General features: G+C 32.5%; 12 protein-coding genes. 3 read left to right on the top strand and 9 right to left on the bottom strand.

Translation table 11 applies throughout. The features are described from left to right. The first annotated feature begins 61 nt into the window (after nucleotides 1-61). A complete protein-coding gene (locus tag B2745_RS14375; protein ID WP_304068062.1) occupies nucleotides 62-1,084 on the top strand; it encodes a Gfo/Idh/MocA family protein in 1,023 nt (340 codons plus the stop codon). On the opposite strand, the gene B2745_RS14370 is transcribed toward B2745_RS14375, so the two are convergent. Further along, a complete protein-coding gene (locus B2745_RS14370; RefSeq protein WP_304068059.1) occupies nucleotides 1,041-1,802 on the bottom strand; it encodes a segregation and condensation protein A in 762 nt (253 codons plus the stop codon). The two genes, B2745_RS14375 and B2745_RS14370, sit on opposite strands and share 44 nt — an antisense overlap. Before the next feature lie 168 nt (nucleotides 1,803-1,970). Between B2745_RS14370 and dxs the strand changes: the two genes are divergently transcribed. Continuing rightward, on the top strand, nucleotides 1,971-3,905 hold the full coding sequence (dxs, locus tag B2745_RS14365; RefSeq protein WP_304068056.1) for a 1-deoxy-D-xylulose-5-phosphate synthase: 1,935 nt from the start codon (nucleotides 1,971-1,973) through the stop codon (nucleotides 3,903-3,905). On the opposite strand, the gene B2745_RS14360 is transcribed toward dxs, so the two are convergent. From B2745_RS14360 to B2745_RS14335, 6 genes are all read right to left on the bottom strand, one after another. Next, nucleotides 3,883-4,962, bottom strand: coding sequence for a glycosyltransferase family 4 protein (locus B2745_RS14360; RefSeq protein ID WP_304068051.1), 1,080 nt, complete (start codon nucleotides 4,960-4,962; stop codon nucleotides 3,883-3,885). The two genes, dxs and B2745_RS14360, sit on opposite strands and share 23 nt — an antisense overlap. A 3-nt stretch (nucleotides 4,963-4,965) precedes the next feature. Further along, nucleotides 4,966-6,225, bottom strand: a complete 1,260-nt coding sequence (locus B2745_RS14355; protein WP_304068049.1) for a hypothetical protein — start codon at nucleotides 6,223-6,225, stop codon at nucleotides 4,966-4,968. Further along, entirely contained in the window at nucleotides 6,212-7,651 is a 1,440-nt protein-coding gene (locus tag B2745_RS14350) for a gliding motility protein RemB (protein WP_304068047.1), read from the bottom strand. Before B2745_RS14350 ends, B2745_RS14355 begins: the two co-directional genes overlap by 14 nt. 172 nt (nucleotides 7,652-7,823) lie before the next feature. Further along, on the bottom strand, nucleotides 7,824-9,764 hold the full coding sequence (locus B2745_RS14345) for a polysaccharide biosynthesis protein (RefSeq protein WP_304068045.1): 1,941 nt from the start codon (nucleotides 9,762-9,764) through the stop codon (nucleotides 7,824-7,826). Nucleotides 9,765-9,829: 65 nt separating this feature from the next. Next, entirely contained in the window at nucleotides 9,830-10,819 is a 990-nt protein-coding gene (locus B2745_RS14340) for an MraY family glycosyltransferase (RefSeq protein ID WP_304068042.1), read from the bottom strand. 66 nt (nucleotides 10,820-10,885) lie between these two features. Then, complete coding sequence (locus tag B2745_RS14335; protein ID WP_304068040.1) at nucleotides 10,886-11,581, bottom strand: TVP38/TMEM64 family protein; 696 nt, start codon at nucleotides 11,579-11,581, stop codon at nucleotides 10,886-10,888. 115 nt (nucleotides 11,582-11,696) lie between these two features. Here B2745_RS14335 and B2745_RS14330 point away from each other — a divergent pair, with 115 nt between their 5' ends. Beyond that, entirely contained in the window at nucleotides 11,697-12,581 is an 885-nt protein-coding gene (locus B2745_RS14330) for an aldo/keto reductase (RefSeq protein ID WP_304068038.1), read from the top strand. A 120-nt stretch (nucleotides 12,582-12,701) separates the two neighbouring features. Here the strand turns inward: B2745_RS14330 and B2745_RS14325 are convergent, their stop codons facing one another. Both B2745_RS14325 and B2745_RS14320 read right to left on the bottom strand, forming a co-directional pair. Further along, the gene (locus B2745_RS14325) at nucleotides 12,702-15,098 is read right to left on the bottom strand and encodes a TonB-dependent receptor domain-containing protein (RefSeq protein WP_304068035.1); all 2,397 of its coding nucleotides are present in this window, start codon (nucleotides 15,096-15,098) and stop codon (nucleotides 12,702-12,704) included. A gap of 104 nt (nucleotides 15,099-15,202) precedes the next feature. Continuing rightward, nucleotides 15,203-17,698 carry a TonB-dependent receptor domain-containing protein gene (locus tag B2745_RS14320; protein ID WP_304068032.1) on the bottom strand — a complete coding sequence of 832 codons (2,496 nt, stop codon included), beginning with the start codon at nucleotides 17,696-17,698 and terminating at the stop codon, nucleotides 15,203-15,205. Nucleotides 17,699-17,761: the final 63 nt, after the last annotated feature.

Raw genomic sequence — 17,761 nt, 5'->3', positions numbered from 1 at the left:
CTGCTCTATTAAAAGCCTAAATTATATATTTTATACGATTTATTTGATAAAAAAACTGTACATGAATAAATTAAGCTTTGTAATTGTTGGAGTTGGTAATATTGGGGCTAAATATTCAAGAATTATACATGCTCTTGATGATGTAGATTTGGTTGCTGCTGTAGACCCTGATTTTGCCAGAAGAAAAAGGTTAAAATCATTGGTTCCATTTTTCACCTCTCTTCAAGATTTTTTTGACGCCAAAATTCCTGCGGATGTTGTTTGTATTTGTACCCCCAATGGTTTACATGCAAACCAAACTATACAATGTTTAGAAGCAGGTTATCATGTGATTTGCGAAAAACCTGTAGCATTAACCGCAGAAGATGTTAGAAAAATGATGCAGGCAGAAGAAAAATCAGGCAAAAAAGTATTTGCTGTTATGCAAAATAGGTATAGCCCGGTTTCTATATGGCTTAAAAAGCTGATAGATAATAATATGCTAGGCGACATTCTTTACCTGCAAATTAATTGTTTCTGGAACAGGTGCCAACAGTATTATAACGACTCGCCATGGCGAGCAACAAAAAACCTAGGAGGCGGCCCTTTGTATACTCAATTTAGTCATTTTATTGATTTAATGATTTGGCTCTGTGGCGAGCCTAAAGAAATTAAAAGCCAATCTTATAACTTAAGAACAAATATTGAGACCGAGTTTGATGATAGTGGCTCTATCAGTTTTGATTTACTAAAGGGCGGAAAAGGTAATTTCAATTACACTAATTCTGCATGGAATGGCAATATAGAAAGTAGCATCACCATTATAGGTACCAAAGGAAATGTAAAAGTGGGCGGCCAATACATGGAAAAACTTGACTTTGTACAATTACAAGATCAATTTGATATTCCTGTTTTTGATAAAATTACGCATGCAAACCAATATAATTATTATCAAGGTTCGGCAGATAAACATGATGTTTTTATTAAAAGAGTAGTTTCATGTTTAAAAGAAGATAAGGAGCCTGAGATTAGGTTAGTTGATGAATTACATGTTATTCATTTTATAGAGCAGGCTCTTCTTTGTTTACAATCCAAAAATTATTAAAGCCCAAGCCAACCTGGATCTGAATAAGTTGTTGTTGTAGCATTTCTAAAACTGCAAGGAAATTGTAAACAAATTGTACCTTATCCTTTGATTGCTGAACCAGATTTTTAAAATCTAATCGGCTATTAATTCTAAGAAGTTCTCCTATAACAATTTTTTGCTCTTCTATGGTATAAGGATATTGTATGACGGTATGCTTTACTTCTTCAGACTTTATTTGATATGCCTTCATCAGTTTATGATAAACTTTTAAAAGCTTATATAAGTCAAATGAGGCTAATTCTTCTTCTGTAGATTGAGTACCCTCAGTAAATCTTTTTAAATCCTCAGTAATATTACCTCTCTTCTCTTTAAAAAATCGTTCTTCTTCTAAAAGCTTAAACTCTTCTGTAACAGCTTTAAAACGCTTGTATTCTAGTAGTTTCTGAATTAAATCCTGCTTTAAATCAATCTCATTACCTTCTTCATCAAGTTCTATTCTTGGCAGTAACATTTTAGCTTTAATACGCATTAAAGTGGCTGCTACATAAATAAACTCACTAGCCAACTCCATATTTAAAGCATTCATTTGATGGATGTAGTTCAAGAAATCATCCGTAATTTTTGCTATAGGAATATTGTGTATGTCAAGCTCATCACGCTCAATAAAAAATAGCAAAAGATCAAACGGACCTTCAAACATGGGTAGTTTTATGGCAAAGCTTTCTTGTGGATTCATTTTACAGCCCAAATATAACCAACCACTAACAATTTGCAATAGCAGGATACAGCTACTGCCTTGTTAAAAAATATCTCTTTATTAAAACAAATCAATCTTGTAAATTGTCATGATATTTAATAGAATTATTCTTTTAAATTTGTACATTAATTACTCCTAAACGTAAAAATGGAAGTACAGGCGGGCCACCTATTATCACAAATAAATATACCCTCTGATTTAAAGAAATTTAAAGAAGAAGAATTAGCAGAAATTTGTAAAGAACTACGTCAATACATTATTGATATAGTATCTGTTAATGGAGGTCATTTTGCCTCTAGTTTAGGAGTTGTGGAATTAACCGTTGCTTTGCATTATGTGATGAATACACCTTATGACCAATTGGTTTGGGATGTAGGTCATCAGGCTTATGGCCATAAAATATTAACCGGCAGAAGAGAAGTATTCCATACCAATAGAATATATAAAGGTATTAGTGGTTTCCCAAAAAGATCAGAAAGTGAATATGATACTTTTGGTGTGGGCCATTCGTCTACCTCTATATCGGCAGCACTAGGCATGGCCGTTGCTTCTCACTATAAAGGAGAAAAAGACCGTCAGCATGTGGCTGTGATAGGTGATGGCTCTATGACAGCCGGTATGGCGTTTGAAGCTTTAAATCATGCAGGTATTGAAAATTCTAATGTTCTAGTTATTTTAAATGATAACTGCATGTCTATTGACCCTAATGTTGGTGCTTTAAAAGATTATCTTACCGATATTACCACGAGCAAAACTTATAACAAGTTTAGGGATGATGTTTCTGCTGTTTTAAGCAAAATATCTGAAATAGGCCCTAATGCGCATGAAATTGTAAAAAAGATTGAAAAAAGTATAAAGGGTACTTTATTAAAGAAAAGCAATTTATTTGAAGCTTTAAATTTTAGATATTTTGGCCCTATTGATGGGCATGATGTAAATCATTTAGTTAAAGTTTTAAAAGATTTAAGAGATATACCAGGTCCAAAATTATTACACTGCGTAACCGTAAAAGGTAAAGGCTATGCTTTAGCAGAAAAAGATCAAACTAAATGGCACTCGCCAGGTTTATTTAACAAAATTACTGGGGAAATCAAAAAAACTGCTCCTTCTGCAAAACCGCAAGGACCAAAATATCAGGATGTTTTTGGACATACCATGGTAGAATTAGCAGAAATGAATGATAAAGTAATGGGTATTACCCCTGCCATGCCATCTGGATGCTCTTTAAATATCATGATGAAAGCTATGCCAAACAGAGCTTTTGATGTGGGTATTGCTGAGCAGCATGCCGTAACTTTTTCGGCTGGTTTAGCAACTCAGGGCTTAATTCCTTTCTGTAATATTTACTCAAGTTTTATGCAAAGGGCTTATGACCAAGTAGTACATGATGTTGCCTTGCAAAAGCTTCCGGTAGTTTTTTGTTTAGATAGGGCTGGTATAGCTGGTGCTGATGGACCAACTCATCATGGCGCTTATGATATTGCCTATTTTAGGTGTATCCCTAATATGATTGTTTCTGCCCCTATGAATGAGGAAGAACTCAGAAACCTGATGTATACAGCGCAGCTTAAAAATCATGGTGGACCTTTTTCTATCCGCTACCCACGCGGTAATGGCGTTATGCCAGAATGGAAAAGACCACTAAAAGAAATAGAAATTGGCAAAGGAAGAAAAATTACCACTGGTGAGGATGTTGCCATTTTAACTATTGGTCATATTGGTAATGAGGCTGCTAAAGCTTGTTTAGAATTAAATGCTGAGGGTTATTATCCCGCTCATTATGATATGCGTTTTGCTAAACCTATTGATAAAGAGTTATTACACGAAGTGTTCAAGAACTTTAAAAATGTAATTACCGTTGAAGATGGTTGCATACAAGGCGGAATGGGTAGTGCCGTTTTAGAGTTTATGGCAGACCATCAATACCAAGCTGTTGTAAAACGCCTAGGCATACCCGATGCTGTTATTGAACATGGCGAACAAGCAGAACTATGGAACGAGTGTGGTTATGATGCTTTTGCGATTTTAAAAACTGTAAAAGAGCTGGTAAAGGCTAAACCTACTGAGCGGTTGGTGGGGTAAAACCAAATTTATGAACATAGATTTTTTTATAAAACTTAATTGTAGACTCATAATTAGTTTCCCAAGTAAAAAATTGTGCTCTTAGCAAACCTTTATTTATATAGCTATTTCTGAGTTCAGTATCTTCAAGCTGCTTAATACTCTTTATATATTCCACATGATTCTTTAAATCTTTTATAAGAATACAAGCTCCTTGAGTAATTTCCTTAATCGCATCAATATCGGATGCTACTACTGGACATCCTGCTTTCATCGCTTCAACTATAGGCATTCCAAATCCTTCAAATAAACTTGGATATAAAAGACAATGACTTTTGTTATAAAATTCATTTAGCTTTTGTTCTGATATATTGTAATGGTATTCATATCGGTTTGCTAATGCTAAATCAAGTTTCAACTTTTCAGTTGCCATTAAAATCTCCCCACCAACTATTATCAATCTATAATCTTGTAATTTACTTAACACTTCTAAACAAATTTCAAAGTTTTTATACAATCCTCTACTCCCTACATATAATATAACTTTTTCCCTACTTGATTCAATCGTATTATAATAGCTACTTGAGCAACCATGATATATGACCTCAATATTATCTTTATTAAAACTTGGATAATGTTTAAGAATACTTTTCTTTGTTGCATAGGAGACACATATTAAACCATCTGCATTATTAATTGCAAACTTTTGTAAAATCAGTTTAAATATTCTTCTTTTACCAGATAAGACCCTTTCCTCCGCAGCTAAGTCATGAATAGTTACAATATTAGCAACACTTTTTCTTTGTAATGAGGTCCTAAGATAACTTGAATGAAAAATACTTCTTTTGGGCAACTTTATACATAAAGGGAGTATTCGTGATAAAAATATACTCCTAAATCTGTCAGCTATATATTTTGGATGAGTTATTAGCGAAGCTACCCTTTCTGATTTATTTTTAATGATTGTTACATCTACATTATTGTATTGTGATATCTGCTTAATAAATGCTCGCCAATATACCGATATTCCACCCTGAACCTGAAGATTAAAAATCAAATCATCTAAAAATATTTTCATCAATCAACTTGTAATGAATGACACGTATTTACCTGCTATATACTCTCTGGAAAGAACATGATTATCAATAAAATAGCTTTGTTTGTTCAGGAATTTATACCATAATAAATTTAAAATTTCTACATTTTCCTTGACAGAGTTACATACGAATCCAGCTTGATTATAACTAATACTATTCTCTAAATCTCCCTTATCACTAACAGGTAATAATATTGGCTTATTAAAAAACAAATAATCTGATTGTTTTGAAGTTATTATGAATCGTCTTTCTCCATATTTTAAATGCAAGAATAATGAAGATTTATTAAATAATTTAATCATTTCATCTCGCGATAATCTATCAGTTAAAAGTGCTATATCTAGCAAATTATAGCTTGCTAAATTTTCAAGTAAGAATCCTTGACTTCCAGCTCCAGCGAATATTAATCGTATTTTCATTCTATCCTTCCCTTCTAAAAATAGCATTAGCGCTTCAAAAAAGGTATTATCTTTAAGTTGACACTTGTATAATGTACCAGCATACAGAATATCGAATGTATCAGATAATTCTGGATTTATATCTGAGGCACTAAAATTACATCCATTTTCGAAGACAACAGTCTTACTTTGTATAGGCAAGGGTAATAGTTTCCTCAAACTATGGGAAACTGTAATTACTTTACTCGCTTTTAATAATATTTTGTACTCTCTACGCTTATTAAGTATACAATTTATCTTATAAATAATTTTATTCCCTGCAACAGGGGTATAACCAAATGTCCAAGGATCTCTGTAATCTAAGATGAGTTTAGATGTTACCTTTTCAGAAAGACTTTTAGCATAACTAAAAATACCAAAGGGACCACCAAATACAACAACAGTATTATCAAATCCTTCTAGAACCTTTAATAGTTTGGGATCAACCATCCCTGGAAAAAAAACATCATTTCTAAATACGACTTGATGAACCCAGTTCAGAAATTTCCAAACGGGATACTCATAAGCATCCAAACACCTAAATGCTAGTTTATTCAAAAAATTGAGTTGTGCATTTATATTAATAATATTATCAACAATATACTTTGGTAACTCATCGTTAGTTTTTTGATGGCCTAAACCTACTGACTTCTTAAATGGATATATAAACTCGATGATTTTAAAACGAACATTAATTCGGTTCAATTCCTTAATAATACTTATAAACCTTTCAGTTGATGTAGTATTATCTTTTAGATGAGGTAATATTAAGATAATTTGCTTGGGTAAAGAACTAGAAATCATCATAAAAATTCCTAAATGAGCTTCTCAAGCCAAAAGATATCAAACTAGTGTTATGCTCATCACTAGAATTCGATTCAGATCTTATTAGCCCTCCTAGCTCTAATCGTAAATTATATTTCGGGTTTATTAAATAAGATATCTTTCCTGTTGCTACTAATAAAGAAGTTTTAAGTCCTTGAGTGGTTACGTTATTATAATCTGAGTTTCTTGTACCATAAGGTTTGTAAATATCCTTACCAAAATTATCATTAACTGTAGGATCTAATCCATATTGGGCTAGATTTACTTTACTAGAAAAATCAAACTTACCTAAGCTATAATTTAAAATCCCTACAGCTTCTCGGAAATTAGCCCCATACAAATGGGCTAAAGGTTGATTATAATGACCAAAATTTAAAAGAGAACTTCTTTGGGTGTAAGTGAAAGGTCTGGCAGTATTAAATTCAAATAAATAATTTAACCGCTTAATGCGAAACATATCAAAGCCTCTAACACCAATTTGATATGCAAATTTGTTAGCCCAATAACCGTTACCCGCAAAAACTTCCTTTGCAGTGAATTCATCAGCTAAAAACTGTCCATAAACGGTTAAATTCTTCAATAATTCATACTTAAGATTTAAGCCTACTAAGGCATTATCGGGAGAACCATTTTGCCCTTCAACAGGACGTAAAAAGATTAGCGGATTAACATAACTAAAATCAAATCCTCTTTTACCTGTACTATCTGCATCTTGCCAAATAATCGCATCAAATATACCTACGCTCAACTTGTCTGTAACATTCCAATCTAAATAATGAAATACACCCCATTTCTTTCTAAATCCATTATCATAAGAAAATTGTGGTGATCTTAAATCCTGAAATTGAGCCCATAAGGCCATATATTTTACATTACCTAAATTTGCTGTTAACTTCAAAAAGGGGTAGTTAGCTGCTACATCAGATAATAACATGGAACGATAACCATCACCAATAAAGTTTTTATCTTGCCCTAAAGTAACATTCAAATACTTAATTGGCGTGTAAGAAAGAATAGCTGTAGCATAAGCCCAGTCTTTTATAGATTTGCTTGGTCCGAATTTATCATTTACCTCTCCTGGGATAATTCCGTTTTTATTTACAAATTCTGTAATATAATTAGGGAATTGGGCTTGATTCTCGAATCCACTTGTGTAAAAGAAAAACTTATCTCCTATTGTTCCCCCTAATTGATAGCCCCTAGTATTTAACCAAGTTCTTTGACCCCTTACTTCATCATAACCTAAGTTGAGATCAGGTAGAAAATCTGCAAAAACGGTAAAATCTTTATTCTTTACTTCTATGTTATGCTCTTGAAATAACTTTCTATGAACCCAACTTCTTTTATTTGTATCAACATTCATATTGAAGAATGAATCTACACTAGCTTTAAGTATAGAATCATCCATAAAATATGGTTTAATTGAGCTGTGAAACTTTGTTTTTTGATTATAAATTTTATCATCAAATTTTTGATAAAAGTGATGAGAAAAGGGCTGATAACAATTTGGAGTTTGTGCCTTTGTAGTATATGTAAGGAGACATCCTAATACAAATAAAACAATAAATTTTAAAGCTGCTTTATACATGAATGGCCGACTTTTGATCAAGTTCCTCAAATATAGAATTATTGCTTTTAAACTCAGGAACAATCATTTTCATTTTTCTTACCACTTCTTTATCTTGATAATTGCAAGCTATTTCTATAAGTTCATGAATATCATTACTTACTTTTTCAAACTCACGTGGAATAACCTTTGCAATCATAATTTTTTCGTGATGCGTTGGAATAGTGTTTTCTAAATCATTTAAAAGTTCTTCGTAAAGTTTTTCTCCGGGTCTTAAACCTGTAAATTCTATATGAATATCTTGGTTTGGTACTAAACCTGATAGTTTTATCATTTTTTTTGCGAGTTCTACAATTTTAACAGATTTACCCATATCAAAGATATAAATCTCGCCTCCGTTTCCCATAGAACCTGCTTCTAAAACTAAACGACAAGCTTCTGGTATGGTCATGAAATAACGAGTAATATCTGGATGTGTTACGGTAACCGGACCTCCTTTTTGTATTTGTGCTCTAAATCTAGGGATTACAGACCCGTTTGAGCCTAGCACATTTCCAAACCTAGTAGTTATAAACTTGGTTTGAGATTTCTTATTGTTTAAATAGCTGTGTCCGTTCTCAAAAATAGTTGCACCATAATTTAAGGCTGTATAAAAAGACTGCACATATATTTCTGCTATACGTTTAGAGGCTCCCATAACATTGGTTGGGTTAACAGCCTTATCGGTAGAAACCATTACAAACTTTACAACGTCATATTTTACGGCTAAATCAGCAAGATTTTTTGTTCCGCCAACATTGGTACAAATGGCTTCTGCTGGATTATCCTCCATCATGGGTACGTGTTTATAAGCTGCCGCATGGTATACATAATGAGGCTTAAAAGTCTCAAATAAATTTTCCATACGTTGCTTATTTCTTACATCTCCTATATAGGCAATAAAATTATTGCACATATTATTATCTTGTAATTCTAATTGCAAATCATGCAAAGCTGTTTCGGCAATATCATTTAAAATAATAAGCTGGGGTTTAAATTTTGCTAATTGTCTTACAATCTCACTACCTATAGAACCTGCTGCCCCTGTTACTAATATTCTTTTACCTTGAAGTTGTGAGTTTAGGATATCTTCTTCAATAACAATAGGTGCTCTTTCTAGCAAATCCTCAATCTTTACATTTTTTATTTGATTTACCTTAATTGTGCCTTTAACCCATTCTCTAGTAGGAGGTACATTTAATACTTTTACATTATGATCTAAACATAAGTCTACAATTTTATTCTTTTTATCCGATGTAATTCTATGGGTAGAAAGTATTAAATCATCAATCTTTTCTGCTTCAATAATACGCTCTAGTTCGTCTGCATGATAGATTTTAACATTATCAACCACTTTACCTCTTTTTCTAGGGTCATCATCAACAAAAGCAATAACACTCATATTTACTGCTGGATCTGTGTCTAAGGTTCTTTTAGTAGCAACACCTGTTTCACCAGCACCATAAATAATGACTCTTCTTTTATCTAAGCGCATATTCTTGATATACAAGAAAAAGTATTTTACCAATACCCTATAAGTAATCAATAATACGAAGCTACATAACCCTGTAATAACTATAATTACGTTTGATATAATGGCTGGTTTATCAAAAGATTGCAGAAAAAGGTTACAGATGATAAAAAATGAGTTACTGGTTGCAATACTAAATAATATTCTAAACGAATCTTGAGCACTGGTATATCTAACTATACCAGCATAAGTTTTAACATTAAAAAATACGACACAATTAATTCCTAAAAATATTAGAATATTTCTACTTAACTCAGAAAGGTCAATTTGTGAAGCTTCAAAATTAAATTTTAATAAATAGGCTAAAATTAGGGCAAAACCACAGAAAAAAAGGTCAATACAAAATATCAACCAACGTGGTACAATATTTATTTTTTTAAACATATTTAATTTCTATTTAAAAAGTCAAATATACTATTTGTTTTTCTTTAGTGATAAAATAAATTTTCTCACTGATAATTTATAAAAAGGCGATTTCTACCTTCAAAATTCAATCTTAGCATGATGTACATCATTACAATTGCAAAAAACATGAACAACACCGTACTTAAGCTGGTATAAATGATTACTAAATTTAACATCATTTGTAAGCTACCATATATGCCAGCAACTACTATATGATTTATTTTTTTCTCATTAGCTAAATACTGATAAAAATGAGAACGATGCGCTTCGAAAATGTTTTCTTTTCTTATCATTCGGCAAAAAATAGTAGCAACAGCATCTAACCCGTAAATACCAAGAAGTAAAATCCATTGGAAATTACCTGTAGTCATAATCAATTGAATAATAAAGAAACAAATAAACAAGGCAATACTTATACTTCCTACATCGCCGGCAAAGGCCTTTGCTTTTTTCCTCAAATTAAAATAACCAAATACTATTAACGCAGCCAACGTTGCTGTTAAAATTTTTGGATGGATGATGTCAACAATCTTTAACTCCTGTATCAAATAAAAACTAGCTATAAGTACTATAGAATATAAAACAGTTATACCATTTATACCATCCATAAAGTTGTATGCATTAATGGTACCAATAACCATAATAAATGCTATGATGGCAAAAATAAGATAGGAAGGGTAACTGATATGAGCATAATTAATTGGCTGATTTAAAGTAGCTTGATAAATAACCAGCAATACAGCTAAAAAGTGTACTCCTAATCTTACTTTATTATTCAAGGTTATAATATCATCTAAAAAACTAATTAAAGCAATAGCAAAGACTGCTAGAGCTAAATACCAGTAAGAGGGTTGATATATAAAAACAGCAGTTATAATAGCTACAGGAAAAATAATTCCTCCGCCTCTTAACGTGATGTACTGATGAGAGCTTCGTTGATTTGGTTTATCTATAATATTGTAATGATTTGCAATTTTAAAATAAAGCAACTCTATAAAAAACAGGGAGATGATGAATATGGAAAAAGCTAACATATTTGCAAAGATGCTAATATTAACATTTAGTAGCTTTAAATTTGTACATAAATCTAAATTTCTATACTATTTTCTTTTTATTTTCTTCTTATCCATGTAAATATAAATTATTAGTCCTATTACACTGATAACAGAGGCTATGATTAATCCTGGTTTTAGTTGATCTATAGATTGACCAAAAACAGCCACTAAAATTAGTAAAGGTGTACTACCTAAAATGGTTGCTATAATAAAACGCTTATATGTCATTTCTACAAAACCACCAACAAAACTGATAGCATCATTAGATAAAAAAGGTGAAGCTCTGAACACAATTATTGTCCATAAGCCATAAGCCTTAAAAAAGGTTTCTATTTTCTGAAGTGCTTTTTCTCCTATTAGTTTTTCTACGCCAACATCTCCTAAATAATCTCCAACGATATAGCCAATAGAAGCCGCACTAATGATTCCAGCTAGTGTAATTAAAGACCCTAGCCAAGGACCATAAGCTAAAACAGCTATTACCATAATAATTATGCTTGGTATAACCATCAAAAACAGTTGTATAACCATAGCTAAAATTAAAACTATAGGGCCCCATAAACCAAAGGTTGATACCCAATTTCTTATACGAGCAGTATCATCACTGGTAAGTATCGTATATGCTTCTTTCATGAAATTTCTAACTTCTGGAATAAGGAAATAACACAAAAGAATTACAGCTATTACAACACCAGAAATTATAAGCGGAATAAAGGAGGTTTTTTGTTCTTTTTCTTTCATCTTATTTAAAAGTTAAAAGCAATGGATGTTTTCTTTATCTTACTCTACTAAAATAAAGCCAGATTTATTTCATTTCAGGTTTTTAAATGCGATAATTGTATTTTAATTCTTAAACATGGAAAAAGTATATTTAAGTGATGCAGGACCAAAGGTTTCACCTGCTATCTATGGTTTCTACAGATGGAATAACGAAGCAGAAAATACCACTGCTAATATGGAAAGAATAGTAAACCTGTGTTTAGAACTCGGAATTAACTCTTTTGACCATGCAGATGTTTACGGAAATTACCAATGCGAAGCATTATTTGGTGAAGTGATGCGTAAAAAATCTTTCAAAAGAGAAGATATAGTGTTATTTACCAAGTGTGGCATTAGATTACCTCATGCAAGCCAACCCGATATAAGAATTAAGCATTTTGATACTTCTGGTAAGCATATTATACAATCTGTTGATCAATCTCTAAAGAAATTAAATACCGATTATATTGATATTTTTCTTTTAGACCACTTAGACCCTATTAGCAATTTAGAAGAAACGGCTAGCACTTTATTAAAATTGAAGCTCTCTGGCAAGGTTAAAAATATTGGTATTACTAATTTTTCTGTATTTCAACACCAGCTATTAGCTTCTTATTTAAATACACCCATTGTTACCAACCATATAGAACTAAATTTATTAAATACTACAGCTTTAGACAGTGGACAAATAGATTATATTAAACAAAGGTACATGCGCCCTTTAGCATCAGCGCCTTTGGCTGATGGCAGAATAGCAACCGGTACTGATATTTTAGCAGTAAATGTAAGAGAGAAACTACAAGAAATTTCTAATAAATACCATGTTGATATAGAATCTATGGCGGTAGCTTGGTTAATAAAACTGGGTGCCTTACCTTTAATAGGAACGCGAAATGAACAAAGAATAAGAAATATTGTAAATGCCTTTAGTATAGATTTAGATAATCAAGATTGGCATGAGCTTTATGCAGCATCAAAATAGTACTTCATATAAGCTTCTTTAATTTAAATTAGAGAAGCTTATATTATAATTCTCATTTTAATAAAATCGAGCAAATTAAGATTTTAGAGAATACCCTAGCCCCCATAATTTTTCAACCGACTAATTTTTATTTTTAGGCATATTGGCATTGCCATTGTTTATTTTTGTAAAACGATAGCTTAAAGCTGCCATAAAATTACGGGTTCTTTGAAGCGAGAAACTTTGCTGAAAAAAGGTTTCACCTTGTGTGATAGAACTGAAATTTCGTTCGCTAAAAGGGTCTACCATAGTTACACGAGCACTCATTCTATTCTTTAAAAAGTTACGTTTAAAACCAAACTGACTTTCTAGATAGCCATTTACAATACCTTGTGCAGAAACGTTTCTAATGTAATTTAGATTAGCCTCCATTGCAGTAGCTTTATCAAAGCTATAGCTCATCCCCGCATTAGCTCTTACCCCTATGCCTGTACGGTTTAAACGCGAATTTACAGCAGACTCATAACTTACCCTACTTACGGTAAAACCTGCATTCATGCTTTTGGTTTTATCTATTTGGTAATTTGCAAAAGTGTTAAAATTGATAGCACTACTATTACCTAAGTTTAAATAAGTAGTTTCTGTACCGTTTGTACCTGCTATAGGTGTTCTTATACGTTCAATAATTTTGCTGGAAACTGCATAACTAATACGTGGCGAAACCGACCACCCTTTACCAAAAAATGTAATTTTTGCCTCATACTGGTCTGTAAAAGATGGTCGTAAATTAATATTACCAAAACGAATATTTAAAGAGTCAGAATTATCAATCAATGGGTTTAGCGCAAAGGCTCTGGGTCTGGTAATTCTTCTGCTATAATTTAAACTACCACGCATGGTTTTAGAAAAACTACGGGTAACGGCTAAACTCGGAAAAAAACTCATATAAGGTTTAAAATCTGCATTAGGCATGTTTTCTTGGATAAAACTAATGTCAGTAAGCTCAGCTCTTGTTCCCGCTCTAATACTCCACTTTTTTATCCTAAATCTTGCTGTTACATAGCTAGCATAAACATTCTGCTTAAACAAAAAGGTATTTGTTAAAGCATCATTTACCACATAATCATCAACATCATAATCAAAGCGTTGAGCAAGCTGATTTTCGTCTGCATTGTTTAGATTTATCTTAAAGCCTGTTTCTAAGCGTGTATTTAAAAATGTAAAGGTTTTATCATAATCAAAATTAAGCTCTAAATTAGAACCTATATTGCTATTACTATTTTGTTGTAGGGTTGGTTCTGGGTTTCTTAAAGTGCCATCTGGGTTGTAAGAAAATCTAGAGAAGTCTCTTAAATCTTCATAGTTATTTCTATTATAATTTATTCCCAAAGTATAATTTTGTTTATTTTTCCCTTTCAAGGTATAATCGGCATCCATCACAAAATCATAGCTATTATTGCCTGTGGCGTTATTTTGTCTCAATAAGTTTCTTCCAACTCTTTCTTCAGTAAGGGATAAATTATCAGAAAAATTTTCACTAAAGCCATTATTATAACTTCCCCTTATGGTTGCCTTTAATACTTGTACAGAGTCTGGTTGATAAGTTATGGCTACCCTACTATCTACACCATCAGTAGTGCGCTCTGCATTGTTGGTTTGGTCGTTAAAAAAAGTTGTATCAATAGCGCCTGTATTATCAAATACATTATTGGTTCTGTTAGAATTGGCATCTGAAAGCCTTAAAGCATGAGAGTAGCCGGCATTAGCGTTAAAGGAGAACTTCTTGCTCTTTGAGGATAAAAAAGCACCTGTATTATAGTTACCCAGAGTTCCTACCCTAGAAGATAATGTTCCTGATAAACCTACTTTTCTTCCTTTTTTCATCACAATATTGATGATACCATCTCCATCTGCATCAAATTTAGAAGATGGGTCTGTTATAACCTCAATACTTTCTAGTGCATCAGAAGGAAGTATACTTAATAATTCGCCAATGCTATTAGCAGAATAATCTGAAGGTTTACCATCAATAAAAATTCTTGTATTTCGTCTGCCTGCGATGGTTGCTTTACCATCTATATCTACACTAACCATTGGTACATTTCTCAAGACATCGGCGGCAACACTTCCTTCGGCAGCAATAGTTTCAGATATATTATAAACCAATTTATCATCCTGCATTTCTACCACAGGTTTTTGGTAAGTTACAACTACTTCATTTAACAGTTTATCATCTGCATTAAGCAAAATATCTCCTAAATCAATCTCAAAACGTGTATCATTAATAGCTATTTGGGTAATGGCTTTATTTTGATAGCCAACATAAGATATTTTTAAAGTATAGCTGCCGGGTTTTAAATTATTGATGATAAAATTACCCTCTAAATCATTTTGTAATGATTTTGGTGGAGAAACACTGTCGGTTAAACTTAGAGCTACAAAAGGTATAGGTTGGTTGGTTTTAACATCTAAAACTCTTCCTTTAATAATACCTGTATAATTTACAGGCAAATTTTGTGATAACAGCTCTAAACTCAAGCAGTTAAAAGAGATGATAAGCAAAAAACGTAAATACTGAAGCAATTTCAATTTGGTTGTTAATAAGTGGTTGACTTTTTTAGACGCAAAAATCTACTGAAGGTTTAAAAGCCCTCTTCTCCCATGCCACCTCCAGTATTTTCTGGTCTTTTATTATTTCTTCTTTGGTTATTATTTTCCATTTTACCGAAGCGATAACTGAAGCTTAAGTTATACATTTGTCCCTGTCTTCTACGCTCAAATTCCTGTATAAACTGCCCATTATCTGTTAACATACCAAATCTTCTGCTGTTAAAAACATCTTGCATGTTAAGTCCAATGCTTCCTTTTTTGTTTAGTACATCGTATCTGATACCAGCGTCCATGGCAATCATCTCCTTCATTCTACCTTGTGACATTACCCTAGGTGCCATATAAAATAAATTAGCTTGCGCTGATAAATTTTTACTGATAGTCATTTGTGATGTTAAATTACCATTCCAATTAAAGCCATCATTATCGTTAATGCCCAAGCTTGCATCCCCGGTAAAATAAGTTTGAAAAAAGTTTAGGTTACCTGTTACGTTAAATCCTTTAGCAATATCTGCTCTACTGATTAATTCTAAACCAAAAGATTGGTTTCTGGCTATATTAAACCATCTGGAGATAGTGCCTCCGTTTTGATCAGGGTTTTGCTGTCTTATGCTTTGTACAACATCATTTACCTGCCTATAATAAACAGAAGATGTTAAGGTTACAGCTTTCCAAAACTTAGCATAACCAAACTCAAAAGAATGAATGTCTTCTGGTCTTAAATTAGGATTTCCAATTCTGATGTTATACCTATCAGCAACATCAGGAAAAGGATTAATTTGCCACCCTCTTGGCCTGTTAACTCTTCTAGAGTAACTTAATTGTAATTGGTTATCTCCTTTGAGTTTTTGTGTTAAGAAGATACTTGGGTATAGTCTAAAATAAGCTAACCCTCCGGGGGCAGAGCTTGGTGTTCCATTAATATCTGTTCTACTGAAATTGGTATTTAAATATGCCTGCTCTGCTCTTATACCAATTTGAGCCCCAAAATTATCGGTAAATTGCTTTTGGTAATTGGTATAAGCGGCATGTACAAACTCTTCCATTTCAAACAAGCTGGTTAAGTTAAAATCTCTGTTATAAGAGTTAAAATTGGCCACCAGAGTGTCTGATATCTGGTCTTCATCATTATATCTTAACGTGGTACGGTAACCCGCTTCTAGCTTACTGGTTTTAGAAAAAGGTTTGATATAATCTAACTGGATGTTAATATTTTTATTAAGCTCTGCAACTTGATTTATTCTGTTTACACCTAATCTGTTTGATACTTCTCCTTGATTATTAAAAAACTGTTGTACAATATTTTCAAATTCATCCTCATCTCTGTTTCCGAAAGAGAAATTGGTGCTAAGCTCTTCACCCGGGTTTTTAAACTTATGAAAAAAATCAAGATTTAAATCATAACCATAACCATCTTCGGTATTAAGGTTTTCACCTGGTCCGCGGTCTTGTAAAGCTCCACTATTATCAAAGAAAAACTGGCTAAGTGTTTCTCTAGCATCTTCATTACCTACATTTAAATTACCAGAAATAGCTAAACTTGTATTAGGTGTAAAATATCTTTCTATACCTAATTTTAAGGTATTGGTTAAGTCTGATCTTAAAGTATTTTGATTAGCCGTGGTAAAAGCACTTGTATTGCTGGTGCCTAGAAAAGTTGTATTATTAGAGCCTAAGCCTATTCTATCTCCACTTCTTAGCGAATAATTTCCAGAAAAATTCCACTTTTCATTTCTGAAATTTAAACCTGTATTAAAGTTATAATTATTTAACCTACCGGCCGATGTATTGACGTTTCCATTAACACCCAAGCGTTGGTTTCTTTTGAGCACAATATTAATAATTCCAGATTGTCCTTCAGGATCGTATTTAGATGATGGATTGGTAATCAACTCTACTTTATCTATCGCATTAGCAGGTAAAGATTGCAGGATTGCATTTACATCGCCCCCTCCAAAAGTAGATGGCTTACCATCAATAAGAATACGCACATTGTTTGTGCCTCTTAAGCTTACATTACCATCTAAATCTACCTGTACAGATGGTACTGTAGCCAATAAATCTGTTGCTGTGCCACCTTGTGTTGCCAAACTTTGGTCGGCATTAAATACTTTTCTATCTATACCTAACTGTATAACATCTTTTTTACCAGTTACCACAACTTCTTTTAACACGGCATCTGCATTTTTACTGAGCTTTAAAACTCCTAAATCAATCACTTTTTGTGTGGTGATGGTGATATTTCTACTTAGCGTATTGTAGCCTACAAAACTAATGTTGAGTTTAAAATTTCCTGTTTCGTTAATATCATTGAAAATGAAATACCCCTCTAAATTACTTTGAGTGGCTTTAAAAGGAGTATTATCTGCTTTTAAAAGTTTAACCGTTGCAAAATCTAATATATCGGATGTTTTAGCATCTGTAACCTTACCTTTAATTTGAACAGAAACAGCAGATTGAGCGAATAATTGCGCAGAAAAAGCAATAAAAACGAAGAGTATAACGGAAGAATAAAAGTAACAGCGCATGTTTAGTTTAAGTTTTCTGTTTAGAACTCGAAAGTTAAGCCAGTGTTTAATTAAACACGCAAA

This window comes from Pedobacter glucosidilyticus, assembly GCF_002483235.1.
Lineage (GTDB): Bacteria > Bacteroidota > Bacteroidia > Sphingobacteriales > Sphingobacteriaceae > Pseudopedobacter > Pseudopedobacter glucosidilyticum_B.
This window is presented reverse-complemented; position numbering and strand designations above follow the sequence as displayed.